Annotated in this window: 16 protein-coding genes; 8 read left to right on the top strand and 8 right to left on the bottom strand. The window is 55.1% G+C overall.

Features of this window, described 5'->3' with window-relative positions; all coding sequences use genetic code 11:
- Positions 1 to 199: 199 nt before the first annotated feature.
- Complete coding sequence (locus HY913_16975) at positions 200 to 754, top strand: hypothetical protein (GenBank protein MBI4964970.1); 555 nt, start codon at positions 200 to 202, stop codon at positions 752 to 754.
- Positions 755 to 905: 151 nt separating this feature from the next.
- Positions 906 to 1547, top strand: a complete 642-nt coding sequence (locus HY913_16970; protein MBI4964969.1) for a transposase — start codon at positions 906 to 908, stop codon at positions 1545 to 1547.
- A 59-nt stretch (positions 1548 to 1606) separates the two neighbouring features.
- On the opposite strand, the gene xsc is transcribed toward HY913_16970, so the two are convergent.
- From xsc to HY913_16940, 6 genes are all read right to left on the bottom strand, one after another.
- The gene (xsc, locus tag HY913_16965) at positions 1607 to 3328 is read right to left on the bottom strand and encodes a sulfoacetaldehyde acetyltransferase (protein ID MBI4964968.1); all 1722 of its coding nucleotides are present in this window, start codon (positions 3326 to 3328) and stop codon (positions 1607 to 1609) included.
- Positions 3329 to 3578: 250 nt separating this feature from the next.
- Positions 3579 to 4415: an SDR family oxidoreductase gene (locus HY913_16960; GenBank protein MBI4964967.1), complete on the bottom strand. Its 837-nt coding sequence runs from the start codon at positions 4413 to 4415 to the stop codon at positions 3579 to 3581.
- Positions 4381 to 5364, bottom strand: coding sequence for an SDR family oxidoreductase (locus HY913_16955; GenBank protein ID MBI4964966.1), 984 nt, complete (start codon positions 5362 to 5364; stop codon positions 4381 to 4383). Before HY913_16955 ends, HY913_16960 begins: the two co-directional genes overlap by 35 nt.
- 106 nt (positions 5365 to 5470) lie before the next feature.
- The gene (locus tag HY913_16950; GenBank protein ID MBI4964965.1) at positions 5471 to 6769 is read right to left on the bottom strand and encodes an MFS transporter; all 1299 of its coding nucleotides are present in this window, start codon (positions 6767 to 6769) and stop codon (positions 5471 to 5473) included.
- Between the two features lie 44 nt (positions 6770 to 6813).
- Complete coding sequence (locus HY913_16945; GenBank protein ID MBI4964964.1) at positions 6814 to 8565, bottom strand: thiamine pyrophosphate-binding protein; 1752 nt, start codon at positions 8563 to 8565, stop codon at positions 6814 to 6816.
- Between the two features lie 49 nt (positions 8566 to 8614).
- Positions 8615 to 9274, bottom strand: a complete 660-nt coding sequence (locus HY913_16940; protein MBI4964963.1) for a TetR/AcrR family transcriptional regulator — start codon at positions 9272 to 9274, stop codon at positions 8615 to 8617.
- 339 nt (positions 9275 to 9613) lie between these two features.
- On the opposite strand from HY913_16940, the gene HY913_16935 reads away from it, so the two are divergent.
- The 6 genes from HY913_16935 (at position 9614) to HY913_16910 (ending at position 18572) form a co-directional block, all read left to right on the top strand.
- A complete protein-coding gene (locus HY913_16935; GenBank protein MBI4964962.1) occupies positions 9614 to 10852 on the top strand; it encodes a glycosyltransferase in 1239 nt (412 codons plus the stop codon).
- Positions 10853 to 11283: 431 nt separating this feature from the next.
- Positions 11284 to 12468, top strand: coding sequence for an efflux RND transporter periplasmic adaptor subunit (locus HY913_16930; GenBank protein MBI4964961.1), 1185 nt, complete (start codon positions 11284 to 11286; stop codon positions 12466 to 12468).
- A 14-nt stretch (positions 12469 to 12482) separates the two neighbouring features.
- Positions 12483 to 15584 carry a multidrug efflux RND transporter permease subunit gene (locus tag HY913_16925; GenBank protein ID MBI4964960.1) on the top strand — a complete coding sequence of 1034 codons (3102 nt, stop codon included), beginning with the start codon at positions 12483 to 12485 and terminating at the stop codon, positions 15582 to 15584.
- A 106-nt stretch (positions 15585 to 15690) separates the two neighbouring features.
- The gene (locus HY913_16920) at positions 15691 to 16107 is read left to right on the top strand and encodes a hypothetical protein (protein ID MBI4964959.1); all 417 of its coding nucleotides are present in this window, start codon (positions 15691 to 15693) and stop codon (positions 16105 to 16107) included.
- Positions 16108 to 16176: 69 nt separating this feature from the next.
- Positions 16177 to 18159 (top strand): MBL fold metallo-hydrolase, encoded by a 1983-nt coding sequence (locus HY913_16915; protein ID MBI4964958.1) that lies wholly within the window; start codon positions 16177 to 16179, stop codon positions 18157 to 18159.
- Positions 18160 to 18194: 35 nt separating this feature from the next.
- Positions 18195 to 18572: a hypothetical protein gene (locus tag HY913_16910; GenBank protein MBI4964957.1), complete on the top strand. Its 378-nt coding sequence runs from the start codon at positions 18195 to 18197 to the stop codon at positions 18570 to 18572.
- Here the strand turns inward: HY913_16910 and HY913_16905 are convergent.
- Positions 18474 to 19028, bottom strand: a complete 555-nt coding sequence (locus HY913_16905) for a type II toxin-antitoxin system VapC family toxin (protein ID MBI4964956.1) — start codon at positions 19026 to 19028, stop codon at positions 18474 to 18476. The two genes, HY913_16910 and HY913_16905, sit on opposite strands and share 99 nt — an antisense overlap.
- Positions 19021 to 19158 carry a hypothetical protein gene (locus HY913_16900; GenBank protein MBI4964955.1) on the bottom strand — a complete coding sequence of 46 codons (138 nt, stop codon included), beginning with the start codon at positions 19156 to 19158 and terminating at the stop codon, positions 19021 to 19023. Before HY913_16900 ends, HY913_16905 begins: the two co-directional genes overlap by 8 nt.
- Between the last annotated feature and the right edge of the window lie 35 nt (positions 19159 to 19193).

Genomic DNA, 19193 nt, shown 5'->3' with positions numbered 1-19193 from the left:
CAGAACCTCCAAACCGACCCAAGGAATAGTGAACTGTATTACAGGATGTTATGTCCTTGCCCACAGGAACCGGATTAAGTATGGTGTCCCCAGAATACCGGAATTCCCCTGGACCTCTTTGCTGGAATTCCAAAAACTATAATTTCAAAGAGTGACTTCGTCATTAAATGATTTATGAGACGCTGCTGGAGAAACAATCATGCCAGATTTTCGCATCAGCAAGCTTGATTCAGCCCGTCGCCAGCTTGAGACAGCAATAAACCTGTACTTTTATGAACGTGACGTCGTGTCCGTCCATACGTTATCAGCAGCAGCATTCAACATCATGGCAGATATCGGTCGGCACGATGAGGGTGGCAAAAACACTTTACGAGGTATCATTCTTGATAACTTTATCAAGAAAGAGCATAGAAAATTTGTTCGAGAAAGGCTTCGGCAAGCGGAGAACTTCTTCAAGCATGCGGATAAAGATTCGAAGGCCTTTCTTGTTTTCAATCCTGGACAGACCGAATTTCTCATCTGGGATTCCATTGTCACGTATCTATCAATGACTGGTGAATCGCCCCCGATTTTCAAGGTCTTTCATCTTTGGTTCGGCCTCCAGCACGCAGACATTTACCCTGTCAGCGATGATCAGGCCAGCATCCTAAATCGTGCCAAGGCGGCGGTTCAGGACATGAACAGGCAAGCTTTCTTTGAGTTTGTTTTGCCTCTGCTTTACAGGTTGGATAGACCCCAGGGCTCGGAGGTGTAAGGATCCGCTGAAGAACTTCCGGCAATACAGCGCAATCCATGGGAGACGGAACTTGACCCCGGCTGCGCTTATTGCCAGCCTCTCCACTGCTCCGTCAAGGCTTGAATGGCCTGTGGCCTCCCCCCAATGCTATTGAATTAAGAGAGTCTCTGTGTGTGCTGAACCACCCGAGGCAAGACTGCGTGCGATTAGAGAGTGGCTGGGGGCTAGGCATGTGGGGCAGGCTTTCCAGCCTGCCGTCAACCTGCCTGAACTGAGATCTTTTGCCAGAGAAGACCTCCAGGCTGTTGCTCTGTTCAGGAGGAAGCTGCCTCATTGGGAATTGGCCGGTTCTACCTATTTTGTGACTTTCCGGGTCCATAAGGCGCTCGGCACGATTTTGGAGGCCGGCGCCGTTGCATGTGCTATCGAAGAAGCTTTGTGGTTTTGGCATGGAGAAAGGTATTGCCTGCAAGCCTATGTGATCATGCCTGACCATGTGCATTTGTTGCTAAAACCGGTTGCCGGATGGAGCCTTGCCAAAATCCTACAGGGGATAAAAGGATTTACGGCAAGGCAGATCAATAGATGCCTTGGTAGAAAGGGTACCTTCTGGCAGGATGAGAGTTTTGATCATCTGATAAGGAATGAGCGGGATTGGCTGGATAAATTCACCTATATTCATGACAACCCGGTCAAAGCAGGCCTGGTGATTAAACCCCAGGATTATCCGTTCAGCAGTCTGGTAACCATGCACAGCCAAGGCAGGCTGGAAAGCCTGCCCCACAACAGCAGTTTGGTCTCACCTCCTTAAGCCAACACCATTGGGAGCCTCCCCCTGCCCTACAAAGGCTCTTGGCCTGGACAATGCTTCTATTCCACGATCAGGTGCCGGTACTTTTCCAGGAAGCGGACTGGCTTTTTCAGAGCGTCTCTGCGGAAGGGCTCAGCCAAGACTTCAGCGCTTCCGTCGATAACAGCGTCGATGACCGCGGGCTTGCCGGATTTCAGTGCCGCTTCGACAACCCCTCTCACATCTTCGGCCTTTTCGATCCGGTAGCCTTCTGCTCCCATGTCCCTTGCGATTTGCGCAAAATCGGGATTTTTCAGGTTCGTTCCCACGAAGCGGTCATCGTAGTAGTCGATCTGGTTTTTCTTCTCCGCGGCCCACTCATTGTTGTTGAAAACAACGGCGATGACGGGAATTTCTTCTCGCACAGCGGTCATGACTTCGCTTAGGCCGCTGATGCCGTAAGCTCCATCACCCTGGAGAGCGAAAACCGGCTTGTCCGGTGCTCCCAGTTTAGCTCCCAGAGCCACACCGTACGCGATGCCGCAGTTGCCCCAGCTCAGCGGAGCCAGAAACTGCCTTGGGCCGGTGGGCCGAAAGTAGCTGTTGCACATGGAGCAAGTATTTCCCACGTCCGTGGTCACAATGGCATTCTGAGGCAACGCCGCCGACAGCTCGCTGAGCAATCGCCTGGGATGAAGCAATCCGGACCGCGGGGTTGCCCATTGGTCTAACTCTTTACCCCATGCCTCCTTTTCTCGCTGAATCTCCGCGGGCCTCTCGGTGTGGTCCTCGGCGGTCTTGCCGATCTCTCGAAGCTTCTCCAACACACGTGCAGCGAACTCCCCGGCATCTGCCGCTACAGGCAGATTCACCGGCCGACTCGCGCCCAATTGCCGGTGATCCGCATCCACCTGGATGATGTAAGCTCCTGTGGGCCAATAGTTCATATCGTACTGCCGCAGAGTGCCGAATGGACCGAGACGAGTTCCCAGAGCCAGCACCACGTCAGCCTTGGAAAGAATGCGCATGGCCGCCTTGGAGCCGCAATAGCCTATGGGACCGACGCTCAGGGGGTGATCCGAGGGGAAACTGTCATTGTGCAGATATGTGTTTACAACAGGCGCGGTAAGATATTCCGCAAGGGCCTTGGTCTGGGATATCGCGCTTGAAATGGTGACCCCTCCGCCGGCAAGAATGACCGGGAACGAAGCCCGTGCCAGGACCTCCGCTGCTTTGGTCACATCCGAGTCTGAGCCCGGGCCTCTCTTCACATCCGGGGTCTTGAATATTTCGCAGTCCATCTCGCCGTAGAAGTAGTCCCGCGGAATATTGAGCTGTGTGGGGCCGCACTCGGCTTTGGCATGGTAAAAGCAGCGCCTCGCAAGCTCGGCCATGCGGTCAGGCCGGTTCACTCGCACCTGAAACTTCGTGCAGGCCTGGAACCACGGCATCTGGTCAAGCTCCTGGAACCCGCCCGTGCCTATTCCGGCACTGCCCGTCTCCGGCGTTATGGCTACTACAGGAGAATGCGCCCAGAACGCGGCGGTGATGGCTGAGACAAAATTCGCGGCGCCGGGACCGTTTTGCGCTATGCAGACCTGAGGCTTTCCCGTGACACGAGCGAGCCCGTCCGCGGCATGCGCGGCCGCTTGTTCATGGGCTACGGAAACAAACCGTATGCCCGCTGCCGGGAAGAGATCCAAAGCGTCCATATAAGCGCTTCCCACTATACCGAAGACCACTTTGACTTCTTCGGCAACCAGAGTCTCCACTAGTGCTTCCGATGGTGTCATTCTAGCCATGTATTTTCTCCGTCCGCGTTATGCCAATGTGGTTAGAAACAGGGAATCTGCAAGAGGGAATCCTTGCGACACATTAAAGGTTCCACCTGCAATTTCATCGTAAACGTTCACCGGGATAATGTTGCGGTGGGCCTTTGTAGGGGCGAGGCATGCCTCGCCCACGGGCGACACGTGTGTCGCCCCTACAACAAATACACCTCGCCTCGAATCAGTACAGGCAACGACCGCGATCCCGCTGATTGGTTACACTTCATCTTTCCAACTCCGATGAGAGCGACCGAGCCATGAGCCGCTCGTACAGTCCCGGAAACATCTTGTTAACCAGCCGGGTGAGGCGTCCCACAGCCGAGAGAACCAACAAGCGCTTGCCGCTCACCGCGGCCCGGAAGACCGCGTCGGCTACATCTGCCGGCCTCGCGATGCGCCCCAACGTGGATTGGGGATGGAGCGTAATTTCACCATCACCGCCGAGAGCGCTAGCCGATATCCCCGTTGCGGTGAAGCCGGGGCACACGATCATTACGTCTACGCCCAAGGGACTCAACTCTGTTCTCAAGGAGTCGAACAGGCCGTGAAGAGCGTGCTTGCTCGCCGCGTAACCCGAGCGTCCGTAAAGCGGTGAAAACCCCGCAACGGAACTGACTGCTATGATCAGGCCATTGCGTTCGATGAGACTTTCCAAAGCCGCTTTTGTGCAGTAAAGGGAACCGAAGAAGTTCACACCCATAACTCTTTGGAACACGCCTAGCTTTGTGTCTCTGAACGCGCTCCGGTGAGTTATCCCCGCGTTGTTGATCAGGACGTCGATTCCTCCAAAGCACTTAATCACGCTGGTAATTGCGGCCTGGCACTCTTCCGCGGCGGTCACATCGCACGCAACTGCAAGGTTTTCGATGCCGCGGCCCCGAAGGTCTGCGGCAAGGGATTCAATGCCTTCAACGCTCAAATCCAGCAGTCCGAGCTTCGCGCCCGCTTCGCCGAAGCGATGTGCGAACGCAGCGCCCATACCGCCGGCCGCGCCGGTTATCACCACTATCTTGCCTCTAAAATCCCTACCGGCGCCCACTTTGCCTGGCCTCGAGGTAATAGTCGAAGACCTCTCGGGTGGTCTTTCGCGGTGTGTATCCGAACTCCCCCTTAAGTCTCCTGTTGCTCAGAACAGGGCGATATCGGAGGAAGTTCACCTGCTCAGGGCCGTACTGGGTCAATCCAAGGCGTTTGAGCAACCACAGAGCAGGCGTGATCACACAAATCGGGATCGGTATGTACGGCTTGCCCATGATTGTGGCGATTTCTTTCATTGTGAGTACGCCGTCGCCCGCCATGTTGTAAATGCCGCTCTTGTTATCATGTATTCCTTTAATTATCGCCCCTACTACGTCTTCATCCCATATGAAAACAAAAGGTGTAGGCGCGGATCGCAGGCCCAGAACGTACCACTTCTCGAACAAGGCCGTAATTTGATTGGACGTGGTCCTCCCCAGCACGGTCCCCGGTCGAAATATCAGTTGCTCAAGCTCGGGGTGTTCCTGACGACACGTCGCGAGCATCTCTTCGACCTGCCGTTTGTGATCCGAATAAGCAAACTCGACGTTGCCCCGAAGCGTATCCTGTTCGTCCAACCACTCGGGATTGTCTGCATAATAGCCGTAAGCGGCCCCGGAGCTTGTATAGATCAGCCTCCTCACACCGGCTTCCAAGCACCCGGCAATCACGTTTCTGGTGCCCAACACATCCACCGAGTACTCGAATTCCCGGTCCGATTTTCGGCCGGGTGTAACCACCGCTGCGAGGTGCGCGACTACGTCTGCAGAGTACTTTTTCAACAACTCACGGAATTCCGGAGTTCGTATATCCGCGGTGACGTACTCCACCCCAGGTAGCTTGTCCTTGTCCGCGGGGGCTCGAACGTCCGCAGCCACAATTGTCTTAACGGACTGCCGGTCTCGGGAAAGCGCGGCCACCACCTTGCGGCCTATGTATCCGCCTGCGCCCGTTATTACGACTGATTCGGCCGGTCCTGTTTTGGTTGACATCAGACTCTCTATTCCCGTGGTCCCGCGAGTTCGCGGGAGTAACACATCGTCAATATTAGAGAAAAATCTAAAACAATCGAAATAGCCGAAGAGACATCAACAAAGATCATTTCTCGAACTCCAGGGCCACTTTTTCCACTTTCGCGAGATCCCGCGGATAAAAGAATGATCCCATAAAGAAGAACGCGGCAGCTACCACGAACGAAAAAGGAAGTATAAGGAACGCAGTACGAATCCCATAGTGGTCGGAAATTGCTCCGACAAACACAGGACCGAGCGCGGTCCCTAGCACGTGCTGAATTATCACGCACAGGCTGTAAGATATGGCTCTCAATCCGGGGTGAACCACGTCTTGAGTCACCGCGGCCGCTGATGGAACAAAGAAAGCAGCGGTCATTCCGCCCAGGCATGCTATGGGAAAGACAAGCGAGTCCGGGGCCAATGCAAATGCCGATATGAAGACGGCAAAGGCGAAAAGTGACGACGACGCCGGCAACAAGAGCCTTCCCTTCGGGTTTGTCCTTTGCCACTTGTCCGCGAGGAATCCGCCTATGGGCGACCCCGCAATGGCCATGAGCATAATGAGCCCGGCTTTCGTTCCAGCCTCACTCACGGAAATTCCTTGCAGTCGATGGAAATAAGTGGGCAGCCAAGCCAGCATAGCCGCGGTCGCAAACAGGCAGCCTGCAAAGCCCAGGTAGGTCAGTATGAGCGATGGCGTGCGAGCGAACTCCCTGGCTATATCCGCGGGTCGCATAGAACTCTTGGCTTGGGATTGGGCTTCGTTGCCGGCAGATCGGACCAGATCGACGTTCTTGTAATCCTTGATCCCAAAAAACAGCAGTGCGACCAGTAGGCCGGGCAGCGCCACGATCCCGAATGCATAACGCCATCCGAACCTCTCGGCGATGATTCCGCCTAGAGCTATTCCTAGAGCCGCTCCTAGAGGAATGGAAGCGTTCCATAATCCCATTATCCTGGCACGATGTTTCTCGGGGAATATGGCCGATATCATCGCGGTGCCGCCGGGCCCATAGCCCGCTTCCCCGAGTCCGATGAATACACGGGCAATGAAAAGCTGGAAGAAATTTGTGGTGGCAGCGCAAGCAGCCGTGGCCAGACTCCACAACACGCACATGATGCCGACGCTCTTCTTTCGGCTCCACCTGTCCACCAATATTGAGACCGGAAACGTGAAAATCATAATGGACCATGAAACCGCTGCTACGAGCAGGCCGCACTGGGTATCCGTCAGTCCCCATTCCGCCTTCAAAAATGGGAATAGGGAGACGATCACCATCCTGTCGATATAGTCAAACATGTAAACCAGGAAAAGGAGCCCGAACACGTAATAGGAATACTTCTTGGAAACCAGGTATCCGTTTTCAGCTCGCACGCTTGTCATGGACTCTCCTCCTCAGTGCCGGATCGGCCGCTGAAGGACTCACGTCATTTTCCTTTGGGCTCCTGATGCATGGCCTTGAAATGCATGAGCCCGGGCGCCCACATGTGCTTGGTCGGATCGACGTCCACGTGTATTACCGAGCATTTTCCCGCGGCAAGGCACCGCTCTATTGCAGGCTTGAGGTCTGCCGGGCGGGAGACTCTTTCCCCGTGAGCCCCCATAGCCTGTGCAAGCTTGTCAAACTGGATCTCGCCCAATTCCGTGTTAATGGTTTCTTCCGGGCTCAGGGATTTCATCAACAATGTCTTGATGGGCTTCAGGGCAAAACTCATGCTCATCTTGACCATACCCCACTGCTTGTCACAGCATACCAGGTAAATCACCTTCAGATTGTTTCTTACGGCAGTTTCTATTTCCTGAAGATTGAATCCCATGGCCCCGTCGCCGATAATACAGACTACCTGCCGGTCGGGCAGAGCTACAGCTGCTCCCAACGCCTGACCCACGCCGGCCCCTAGGTGGCCGAAATGATGGGTAGCCATTTGGGTATTCGGCTCGCGCACCTGGTAAAAGAAGTTGCCCCACACAGCGGCATTTCCACCATCGAAGATCACCACCGCGTCGTCATTAAACACCTGCCGGCAGACAGAGGCCACGTGCGCTGTCACCATGGGAGATGACTGATCAGTCAGCTTCTCGTCCAGTTTCATTCGGTCCTTGTCGATCTCTTTTCTCAGTGCCGCGGTCTCTGAGCGACGGCGATCCAGCGCGAGGCTGTCTTTTGCGCCCTGGAGCCTTTCAGCGAGCCGGCGCATGAAGACTCCAACATCGGCCAGGATGGCCAAATCGACCTGCCTGGTCCGCCCGAGTATCTCCTCGTCGATGTCTACCTGTATCCACCGCTGATCCGCAGGCTGAGCCCAGTACGGGGCTTTACCCCACCAGTCGGTCTCTCCCACCTCAGATCCCAAGCAGAGCACGAGGTCCGCGCGGTTTCTGATCTGGTTCACCTGTTTGACGTGTATCATGGGCCAGGAGAGATGAGAGGTCTCCGGCAGGACCCCGCGAGCGCTCCATGATGTGGTGACCGGCGAGTGCAGCAGCGTGGCCAGTCTCTCCAACTCACCGAACGCCTTAGCGTGGATCACCCCGCTGCCCGCGTGAATAATAGGGAGTTTCGCGGAGGCAAGCATTTCCGCAGCCTTGGCAACCTGATCCGGGTCGGGGTAAATAGGCCCTACCCTGCGATACTGGTGGGGCTTTAATATGGGGATAGGGTTGGTCGCCCCATTGATCACGCTCTCCGGAACATCGAGGTGCACGACTCCCGGCCTGCCTTCATAGCACTTGCGCAAGGCCTTGCGAAGAAGCTCCGGAATTCTGGCGACCGTGGCCGCATGGCCGGACCATTTGCACATGGCCCCAATTACTCCCACCTGATCAAAACACTGGTAACCGCCTCCTCGATCCGGGTAGGTGATGCCAAATCTTCTGGAGCTGGTTATGAGGAGGACCCGGTTACCCTCAGCGTTTTCCACAGCTACGCCGGAGAGCATATTTGCTACTCCCGGACCGTTGCTCGCAATGCATACGCCCAACTTGCCGGTCATTCGAGCGTAAGCTCCGGCCATGTGGGCGGCGATGGTCTCGTGACGAGGCGTCACCAGTTCGATCCCCAGATCCACTGCACCTTTCAGCAGCCGTAGGTACGTTCCGTCACTTATGCCGAAAATCTTTTCGACTCCCTCTTCTTTGAGCATGCTTGCGATTATGTGTCCACCGGTCGTCGTTGCCATTTCAACCCCCGTTTTCAGGCACGAGATTGTTCAGTCATCATACCGATTTCTAATCGACGTGATCGGGCCGCAAGAACCCCTCGATAAACGAAACTATCTTCTCCAAATGTGTTTCCGCGGCGCGCTGGTCAATAGGCCCGCTGATCTCAAGGTACTCCCTCATTCTGATCTCGAAGTGTTGCGATACCAGTGAAGCCAGAAAGATAATGTACACGGTGTTGATCAGAAAGGCCGTCAGGTTGATGTCGATGTCCTTGCGGACGATGCCTTTTTGTATTCCGTCTCGGATCAGAGATTTGAGGTGCACTGCGGTGTACCCTTCCACTTCCCGCGTGATCGCATTGGCGAAGACTTCCATTCCCGGAGAGGTGATTTGCAAGTACATCTGGACATACTCGGGGTGGGCCAGGGAAAAGGCAGCCCCCTTGCGGAAGATGTGATCCACCTGGCGATAGATGTCCCAGCCGGGCTTGATACCGCCGTAAACGGCCTCTCGCGACCGTCTCAGCGCATCCCTGCAAACGGATATATACAGGTCTTCCTTGCTCTCGAAATAGTCGTAGAGTGAGCCTTTTGAGACATTGGCTCTGGCCGCGAGTTCGGCCATATCACTCTGGGAGAATCCCCTCTCTGCGAAGAAGCGTGCGGCCTCTGTCAGGACCCTGTCTCGTTTTTCTTCAGAGATTTTGGAGAAGGTTTTTTTCGGCATGCGACTCTCCATAGTGACTGACCGCCCAGTCGGAATTATCGCCCGAGGGTTTCACCTTGTCAACTTTTTTTTTAGGATGCGACCGCGTTCGGTCAGGTAACGGAATGATGCTGCATGACTAAGCCTTGCATTGCGTTTGAGGCCCAGTGGTGTTATACCGGTGGTCTCTGTTGAGAGTTCGCACGGGAAGACCACCACGGGAATGCACTTTTCACGCAACTTTGGGGGATAGGCCCAACCGAATTCTCAAATCACAGAAGCCCGGGGGAGAAAGCCAGGCCCAACACCTACCCGGTATGGTGTCCCGGGAATCCCAAGAACATAAGTCAGGTGACTCTATTGGACCATACTCTTGTCGCGGTTGCGGTTGCAGTGCTGCTTTTCCAGATTTATTTTTGGGCCGTGGGGCTGCGAGGCTTGCTGCAGAGCCTGCTATGGATCCCCGGTATCCGGCCTGGAGGAAACGAAGATTCCTCGGAAGATTTTCCACTCATTTCCGTAATAGTCCCCGCTCACAACGAACAAGCAACGATAGAAGAATGTGTGCGGTCGGTATTGGAACAGGATTATCCGCGCTACGAACTTATTCTGGTCGACGACAGGTCCGAAGACCGCACGGCCTCTATAGCTTCCGACTTGGCCCGGGGTAGATCCAATTTCAAAATCGTCACGGTAAGGGAACTGGCTCAGGGGTGGACAGGGAAGTGCCACGCTCTGGACGTTGGAGTGGGCTATGCATCAGGCAAATGGTTGGCCTTTCTCGATGCGGACAGCACCCTCCACAGTTCGGCGCTGCGACAGTGCTATCAGGCGGCCTTGAAGCACCAAGTGAGCATGGTCACTCTCAGCCCGAAATTCATACTCAAGTCATTTTGGGAGAAAGCGCTCCAGCCCGCATTTGCCGTTGCGTCCTCCATTCTGTTTCCTTTGCCCCAAATAAATGATCCTGCCAGCCCCGTGGCCTCTGCCAACGGGATGTTCTTCCTGATAAGCAGAGACGCTTACGACAAAATCGGCGGCCATCACGATGTGAAGGGGTTGGCCGTGGAAGACATCGGGATCGGGAAGAGGGTTAAGGCGTCAGGACTGGGGCTGCTTTTTTTAAACGGTCGACATTTATTGCAGACGCGAATGTACGAGGGGTTCCAGGCGACCCTGGACGGGTGGACCCGTATACTCTGCGGATCCATGAACTACGAAGTGACCACGGTTGTCCGGCACCTGGTCATCCACACTCTGATGAGTCCTTTCGCTGCGGCTTTTGCGCTGTATATGTTCGTGCCTGCCGCACAAGGGCTCTTCCCCAACACCTGGTTCGTATTGCCTCTGATTTTTGCAGCGGAACTCCTTGTGATCCCTCCCTGGTTTTGCTCGCAGTTGGGCATCCCCAAAAGATACTGCGTATTGATGTGTCTGGGAAACTTGTTTCTAACATGGACCTTCCTGGTCATGATCAAGAAGATCCTGATGAAGGACGCTCTCCAATGGCGCGGGACAACCTACGAGAACCACCTTTACCAGCCCACGGGGTTGAATCCCGCGACCCGTTCACGCGAGGTCGGCTCCGTTGGCAAATAGTTGTGAACCGCCATTGCCATTGGATCAACACTGTTAATGTACGAGTGACCACCCTGCTGCAAATGTCATGATGAGCGTGCCGGCTTCCCCAAAAAGGGCATTGTGAAAGAGCGGTCTCTCTATCGAAGGGTAAAAGTGGCCGTGTTTCTGCCTTTTGGCGCGGGGCCATGCCTCCTATTAAAACCAATTGCTTCGCCATGTGCATGATTAATTGCCTTGACACAGCGGTATGATCCCTCTTAAGGTCGAGGCTTGATTCCTAAATCAACGAATAAAGGGCCGAAGGCGCTAAACGTGTGGCTCCCGACGGGGGTGGGGGGTGGCTGCAAAACCTGCATCTTTCATGCGGAATTTCCGGCCGGCCCGAAGTCGATATCTGCAACGAGCAAGTGTTAACGGCATTTCCGGGTTCTAGCGAAGGGGTTTTTCAGATGCGTTGTCCGGATCGGTATCCGATTCTCATTTTGATGATTGCCGCTTTCTGCCTTTTCTCGGCTTGTGGGCACCAGCCCGCCAAGAAGGTCGTGCAACCGCCTGAGGTCACAGTGGTCCAGCCAGTGGGACAGGAAGTTACCAAGTTCCTGGAATACACCGGCAATACTGCCGCGCTTCAAACCGTCGAAATCAGAGCCAGGGTGCCCGGGTTTCTGACCAGGATGACGTTCGAGCCTCGAGCAAAAGTCAAAGCAGGAGATCTATTGTTTGTCATAGATCCGAGGCAGTACGAAGCCTCCGTTAAAGAGGCCACCGGTAAATTGGACGCGGCAAAAGCGCAGTCCAAGCTTGCTCAAACCGAAGTGCAGATTGCGCAGCAGTTGGAGAGCAAAGAAGCCATCAGCGGGCTGAAACTCGAGAAAAAAGTCGCAGAGCGAGATAAGGCCGTGGCCGACGTGGAACTTGCCGATGCTGACCGGGATAAGGCAAGGCTAGACCTGGAATGGACGCAAGTCACCTCTCCTATAAACGGCAGAGTCAGCCGGAACAAGGTTGATGTGGGCAATCTCGTTGGGGCCACTGAGAAGACCCTTTTGACCACAGTGGTCAACGATGACCCGATCTACGCGTATTTCAGTGTGAGCGAGCTGGATCTTCTCCCGATATTGCGGCGGCTCGACCAGACGAAATCGGATCTCTCCTCGAAGGCTCTAAGCAAAATTCCTGTCTTTCTCGGCCTCGCGGATGAGACCGGGTACCCTCACGAAGGACACTTCGACTTTGCGGAGACTACGGTAGACCAGTCCACCGGTACTGTCCAGGTCCGAGGGATCTTCCCGAATCCTAACGGCCTGTTGATGGCGGGCATGTTCGTTAGAATTCGTGTCCCGGTGGAGAAACGCGCAGCCATTCTCGTGCCGGATGTTGCCGTGCAATTTGACCAGGGCGGCAAGTATGTGCTCGTGGCAGATGACGAGAACATAGTGCAGCAAAGGCGCATAAAGATGGGAGACCAGGTCGGCGAGATGCGGGTTGTCGAGCAGGGCCTGACGCCAAAGGACCGCGTGATCATTGCAGGGGTCCAGCGAGCCAGGCCCGGCGCCAAGGTCAACCCCACACTCAGCCCTGCCGGCGCTCCGAAATCCGAAAAAGCGGTCCAAAGCAAGACTCAGGAAAAATGAACGGGGGTACAGGGATGTTCAGCCGTTTCTTTATCGATCGGCCCATTCTCGCCTCCGTGATCTCGCTGTTGATCATGGTTGCGGGTGGGGTTGCCATCTTTTCCTTGCCTGTTTCGCAATTTCCGCAAATAGCCCCGCCTATGGTCCAGGTAACGGCCTCGTATCCGGGCGCGGATCCCAAAGTTGTGGCGGACACTGTAGCAGCGCCCATCGAACAGCAAGTCAACGGCGTTGAAAACATGATTTACATGCAGAGCACCAGCGCCCGCGACGGGTCTTACACTCTGCGAATAACCTTTGAACTGGGCACCGACATCGATATGGCTACCGTGCTGGTGCAGAACCGCGTGAACTGGGCCATGGCGTCACTGCCGGATGAGGTCCAGCGTCAAGGCGTCATCACCAAGAAAGCCTCTACGTCTTTCGTTACCGTGCTGTCTCTCTATTCTCCCGACGGCTCGTACGACGATCTTTTTCTGACCAACTACGTCACCACGACCATCAAGGACCAAATAAGTCGTCTCCACGGGGTCGGCGATGTGGTGATGTTTCCTACAAAAGACTACAGCATGCGGTTTTGGCTCAACCCCAACAGGCTCCAGTACAACAGTCTCACCACCAACGACATTGTCAATGCTCTCAAAAGCCAAAACGTTCAGGTCGCGGCCGGCCGCCTAGGCCAGGAACCCGCGCCGAAGGGACAGAAATACGATCTTACGATCAACACCCTCGGCCGTCTGACCGACGTCCGCCAGTTTGAAGACATTATCGTGAAGACCGGCAAGGACGGCAGCGTAGTCCGGATGAAAGATGTAGGCCGCGTGGAGCTGGGCGCGAAGAGCTACGATACCCGATCGTATTACAACGGATCGCCCGCGGTGACGCTTATCGTATACCAGACTCCCGGTTCTAACGCCCTGGACGTTGCGGACGAGGTCCACCGGACCATGGACCAGCTGAAAAAGGACTTTCCCAAGGGTGTCGATTACCGGCTCGTTTACGAGAGTTCAGACTTCGTCCGGGCCTCAATTCGTGAGGTTGTCATAACTCTGATTGAGGCATTCATCCTTGTATTCATCGTGGTTTTTATTTTTCTCCAGGATTGGCGAGCCACCCTGGTGCCTGCCACGACCGTCCCCGTCTCGATAGTCGGAGCGTTCGCGATCATGTACCTGATGGGCTTTTCCATTAACATGCTCACTCTGTTCGGCGTGGTGCTGGCTATCGGAATTGTGGTGGATGACGCCATTGTGGTGGTGGAGAACGTTGACCGCAACATGGCTCAGTATGGCTTGGGAGCCAAAGAAGCATCTATTAAAGCTATGAACGAAATTACCGGCGCTATTATAGGGATCACTTTAGTCCTCATGGCCGTTTTTATCCCCGCGGCCTTTCTGGGAGGGATCTCGGGCCAACTCTACCGCCAGTTCTCGTTGACCATAGCGTTTACTACGCTGCTCAGTGCGATAAACGCCATGACGCTCAAACCGGTGCAGTGCTCGGTGTGGCTGCGGCCGCATCACGGAGAGAAAAATGCATTCTACAGGGGGTTCGACAAGGTATTCGACAGAATCACGCATGGGTACACTGAAGTTGTGTCGTTTCTTGTGAAGAATGTGCCGCTCATGGTCGTAATCTGGCTTGCCGCCATAGGCCTTACGTACTACGCATTCACCCAAGTCCCCGCCGGATTTCTGCCGGACGAGGACGACGGTCTCATCCTGTTGAACGCACAGCTCCCGGACGGCGCGTCTCTGCAGCGGACCGACGCTACAATGCAACGGGTGATGGATATTCTCAAATCCACGGATGGAGTTGCCCATTTCTCCGTCACACCCGGCAACTCCATCCTGGACGGGACCGGCCCCACACTCGGATGCGGCTTCGCTGCCCTGGAACCATGGGACGACCGCCTTAAGAAAGGGCGCTCTAAACAAGTGATTATGTCGGAGTTGGCTGAGAAATTTTCCCACATTCAGGACGGTGTGGTATTCCCGTTCTCCTTGCCCCCTATCGTAGGTCTCGGCCAAAGCGCAGGCAGCGAAATGTGGCTGGAAGATAGAGCCGGCGTCGGCCTTGTGAAACTGGCTCAAGCAGCAGACGAGTTGGTGAAAGAGGGCTCGGCCCGAAATGAATTGCGCACGGTGAACTCGACATTCCGGGCGACGACACCGGCCATTTTCGCCGATGTGGACCGGACCAAAGCGCTCAATCTCAAGGTCCCGCTGCAATCGGTATTCGACACCCTGCAAGCGTACCTGGGATCGACGTACGTCAACGACTTCAACGAATTCGGCCGCACTTGGCATGTCACCGTCCAGGCGGACGCAGCTCACCGAGCCAAAACCGCAGACATAAACAACCTCCAGGTTAAAAACCAGGATGGTAACATGGTCCCCATAGGCACGCTGGTGAAGCTGGATTATTCGTCCGGTCCCCTGCGGATCGACCGGTACAACATGTTTCCGGCCATTCGCGTCATCGGTGAGAGCGCTCCTGGTGTGAGTTCCGGACAAGTGATAAAGGCTATGGAGGATCTGGCCGGTGAAACACTTCCTCCCGGCACGGGCTATGAATGGACAGGGGTGGCGTACCAGCAGAAAAAAGTCACCGGTCAGGTGTACATGGTTTTTGCCTTGGCCGTCCTCATAGTCGTAATGATTCTCGCGGCCCAGTACGAGAGCTGGATCGACCCGATAGCCGTTGTCGCAATAGTGCCGCTCGCGGTATTGGGCGCGGTCGTAGGGCTGGCTTTACGTGGACTGGATAACAGTCTCTATACGCAAGTCGGCCTTGTGCTCCTTGTCGGGTTGTCGGCCAAGAACGCGATCCTGGTGGTGGAATTCGCGCGAGAAAAACAGGCTCAAGGCAAGTCGCCGCTGGAAGCTGCGGTCGAAGGAGCCAAGCTCCGTTTTAGAGCGATCATCATGACATCTTTCGCCTTTATTATAGGCGTCACCCCGCTGGTGATCGCTACCGGCGCGGGCGCTGCCAGTCGGCAAGCGGTAGGGACCGCCGTGTGCTTCGGAATGTTGGGAGTCACCATGCTGGGGGTGTTCTTCACGCCACCGATGTACGTGCTCATGCAGAAGTTCAAGAGACGCGGCGCAAAATGAAACGCGAAGATTCGGATCGACCGTTTTTATACAACAAGGGCTTCCTGTGAGTTGAACGTGTCGTTGTACATTCGTAGAAGGGTTTAAGCATTCGTGAGGAATTGTCATGAATAGACTGGCAATCTGGGTAATTGTCGGGGCCGTCTGTCTTGGGATGGCGCCATTTGGTCACGCTCAGCAATCCGGCGGGCCGGGAAAACCATCAGGCCGGGAATTGCCCCGCCTGGAATGTAAGGCAGTAGAAACATACATTGCAAAAATAGATGCAGCACGTTCGATCGCGGAGAAAGAACGGCGGGAAGAAAGGTACGCTGAGGCTCAGGCGGAGCTGAAGGCCGCTCTGAAAGGCCGTGACGACGATGCTCTCCTGGCCCTGGCAGCGGATTACGCCAAGTACACTGAGCAAGTCGCCGCGGCCGACTCGGCCGACTCTAAGCTTGCCGACATTGTCGATAAAAGGCTGAAGCTCAGAAGCGCCCTTCTGGAAAGATGCGAAAACTATACCGCCACCCGGTCAGAGTGATTGGCCGGGCCGTCTGACGGCCACATACGGACCGAGAGGCAACGACATATGGAAAGGAGTCCGATGAAATTGAGAGCCATTTTTTGGATTCTTGCCGCTGTTCTTCTTGTCACCTCAGGCAACTTCCGCGGGCAGGCTTGTGCGGATGATTGCACGGATTTCACAAAGAAAGCCAACCAAGGCCTGTACCAGAACCCTAACCTGAAATGGGCGGACCAGGAAGATTTCAAGTTCGCGACAAGAGGGTTTATCGCCACTGACCAGGACCTCGTACTGAAGGACGCTCAAGGCAACGTCATATGGAGCAACGCGGAATATGATGCGTTTCTGAAGGGTGATGCACCGCCGACAGTGAACCCAAGCCTCTGGCGCCACGCAGTCATCAACGCACTCCACGGCCTATTCAAGGTGACCGACGGCGTGTACCAGGTGCGCAGCCAGTCTGCGTCCAACATGACGATCATCGAAGGCCGAACAGGCTACATAGTCATTGATCCGCATATCAGCATAGAAAACGCAAAGAACAACATCGAGCTGGTTTTCCGCCACCTGGGTAAAAAGCCGATAAACGCGGTCATCTACTCGCACTCCCATATCGACCACTTCGGCGGAGTCAAAGGTGTGACCTCCGATGAAGACGTAAAGAGCGGCAAAACCAGGATCATCGCTCCGAAGGGGTTCGTGAAGGCTGCTCTGAGCGAAAACCTAATGGTCGGCCCGGCAATGGGGCGGCGATCCATGTACATGTACGGCAATCTTTTGGAAAAGAACCCCAAAGGCCAAGTGGATGCGGGATTGCTCAAGACCGCGGAGGCCGGTACCGCCAGCTTGATAGCTCCGACCGATTTGATTGACGAGCAGGGGAGCACCATGGACTTGGACGGCGTGGAGCTGGTGTTCCAGAATGCCCCTGGCGAAGCGCCCGTAAACATGCAGGTGTATCTGCCCCAAAAGAAGACACTCTACATAGCTGACAACTGCGCTCACTCACTGCACAACATCTACACAATCCGCGGGGCCAGGACCCGTGAAGCCACCCAGTGGGCCGAGTCGGTGAATCGAGCGCTTCAATTCCAGGACACCGAGACAATCATCGCGGGCCACAATTGGCCTCGGTTTGGCAAGGATCACGTGAAGGAATATCTGGAAACCCAACGTGACGCATTGAAATACGTCCACGACCAGACCCTCCGCCTTATGAATCACGGCTATACTCCAGGCGAAATAGCGGACAAGATCGAGCTACCACCCGGTCTGGCGGAAAAATGGTATCTGAGGCCCTACTATGGCCACATCAAGCACGACGTTCAGGGGATTTACAGCCTTTACGTCGGCTGGTACGACGCGAACCCCGCGCACCTGGACCCGCTGCCACCCAGAGAAACCGGTAAGCGCATGGTGGAGTACATGGGCGGCGCCGATGCTGTAATAACCAAGGCCCAGCAGGCGTACGACAAGGGGGATTACCGTTGGGTAGCACAAGTTCTCGATTACGTAGTCTGGGCCGAGCCCGAAAACATGAAGGCGCGAAAGCTGGCCGCGGCAGCTCAGACCCAACTCGGCTATCAGACGGAGAACGCCACATGGCGAAACGCATATCTCACCGCGGCCCAGGAATTGAACCAGGGCCTCAAGAAGGGGCTGATCGTCGGCACGGGCTCAAGTGCAGGTCGTGGCCTGATAGCAGACATACCCACTGAACAATTCTTCGATTTCCTCGGCATGGCGCTCAACGGACCGAAAGCCTTTGGCAAACGCATTGTCCTCAACTGGGAATTCACCGACACCAAGAATAACTATGTCATGACTCTCCAGAACGCGGTGCTCAACTACCGTGACGGTTCCGATCCAAAGGCTGACGCGACAATGACCCTTACCAGGGACGCTTGGAACAAGATCTTCGCCCGCACCGCCACCGCGGCCCAATTGGTTATGGAAGGGGAAATGAGCGTCAGCGGTGACACCGCAAAGCTCCAAGAGCTTTTCGGTCTTCTTGACCGTTTCGAATTTTCTTTTCCCATCGCAACCCACGAAGCCATATCGAGTCATTGATACCTGTTCACATTTGAACAATGAGGTCTGCCGACATGATGAAATACGACCCGATGACTCAGCCGCCCACGGACGAGTGGCTGGCGCTGGAAGAACCCGAGCAGATCGCCCTTGTCACGGCTCACCATAGGCCAATAGAGGCAACAATTCCAAGGCCGGAAGTCCATGCAATGATTCACGTGGTTGTGGAAAACCAACTAGCCGAAGGGATAGAGCCTGCCCGGGACGCTCTAGAAAGGCTCGTTGCCGAAGGACTGGACAGGCATGAGGCGATCCACGCTATAGCCTCCGTGCTGATGGAGCATATGCGAATTCTAGTGCAGGAGGAGGCGACGGGGCCTGACCCTCACGAGCGGTACTTCCAGGACTTGCAGGAACTGACAGCGGATAAGTGGTTGAGAAGCGGGGATTAAACGCAAGTAAGCCCATTGTCCCAGGGATTGAATGTGTGCCCGTAAAATGTCCGGTGGAATATTTTGGACAAATCTTATATCGGCAGTGAGAAGGCGACAGTTGAGAGATCTTGCCAGCCAGAGATAGGATGAATCCTGAAAGGAGCACTTCAACTGGTTCGCGAAGGTCAGAGTTTCGAGAAAGGCCTGTTTGCCAAGCTCGTGGTAGGTTATTGGATACTCGTGAAAAATCTCCAGGGCTTCCAAGGATCGTTCGTGATCGATTGGTCGTCCATCCTGCCGTTGCGCCCGTGTGAGGATGTTTCCAAATTCGTATCGCAAGAGCGTAGGCGCGTGCAATAGTATTTCGTCGGCAAGAAGCCGCACAAGATAATCGGTCGCTTTTTGCACAGATGTTTCGTCGTTAAGAAACCATTTTGCGGCTACAGAGGCGTCTACGACGTACTGTTCAGGCACCTTGTTCTCTCATTTCGTGAACCAATTCGGCCACGTCCGACACCTTGCCAATCAGACCGCGAACCTTTAGGGTTCTTCTGAGCAGGGCCAGGCGCTCGGGTGACAAACGCCCCTCCATTTCCTTCATCATTTCAGGAAAGGCCCCGCTTTCACCGCATGGACGTG

The sequence above is a fragment of the Desulfomonile tiedjei genome, from assembly GCA_016212925.1.
Classification (GTDB): Bacteria; Desulfobacterota; Desulfomonilia; order Desulfomonilales; family Desulfomonilaceae; genus JACRDF01.
The sequence above is the reverse complement of the archived record's forward strand: the minus strand, read 5'-3'. Positions and strand labels throughout refer to the sequence as shown.

Bases quoted from the DNA above. Each gene is read 5' to 3' on its own strand.
- HY913_16975 (MBI4964970.1), top strand. From the start codon at position 200: ATGCCAGATTTTCGCATCAGCAAGCTTGATTCAGCCCGTCGCCAGCTT.
- xsc (MBI4964968.1), bottom strand. From the start codon at position 3,328: ATGGCTAGAATGACACCATCGGAAGCACTAGTGGAGACTCTGGTTGCC.
- HY913_16955 (MBI4964966.1), bottom strand. From the start codon at position 5,364: ATGTCAACCAAAACAGGACCGGCCGAATCAGTCGTAATAACGGGCGCA.
- HY913_16950 (MBI4964965.1), bottom strand. From the start codon at position 6,769: ATGACAAGCGTGCGAGCTGAAAACGGATACCTGGTTTCCAAGAAGTAT.
- HY913_16945 (MBI4964964.1), bottom strand. From the start codon at position 8,565: ATGGCAACGACGACCGGTGGACACATAATCGCAAGCATGCTCAAAGAA.
- HY913_16940 (MBI4964963.1), bottom strand. From the start codon at position 9,274: ATGCCGAAAAAAACCTTCTCCAAAATCTCTGAAGAAAAACGAGACAGG.
- HY913_16930 (MBI4964961.1), top strand. From the start codon at position 11,284: ATGCGTTGTCCGGATCGGTATCCGATTCTCATTTTGATGATTGCCGCT.
- HY913_16925 (MBI4964960.1), top strand. From the start codon at position 12,483: ATGTTCAGCCGTTTCTTTATCGATCGGCCCATTCTCGCCTCCGTGATC.
- HY913_16920 (MBI4964959.1), top strand. From the start codon at position 15,691: ATGAATAGACTGGCAATCTGGGTAATTGTCGGGGCCGTCTGTCTTGGG.
- HY913_16910 (MBI4964957.1), top strand. From the start codon at position 18,195: ATGATGAAATACGACCCGATGACTCAGCCGCCCACGGACGAGTGGCTG.
- HY913_16900 (MBI4964955.1), bottom strand. From the start codon at position 19,158: ATGATGAAGGAAATGGAGGGGCGTTTGTCACCCGAGCGCCTGGCCCTG.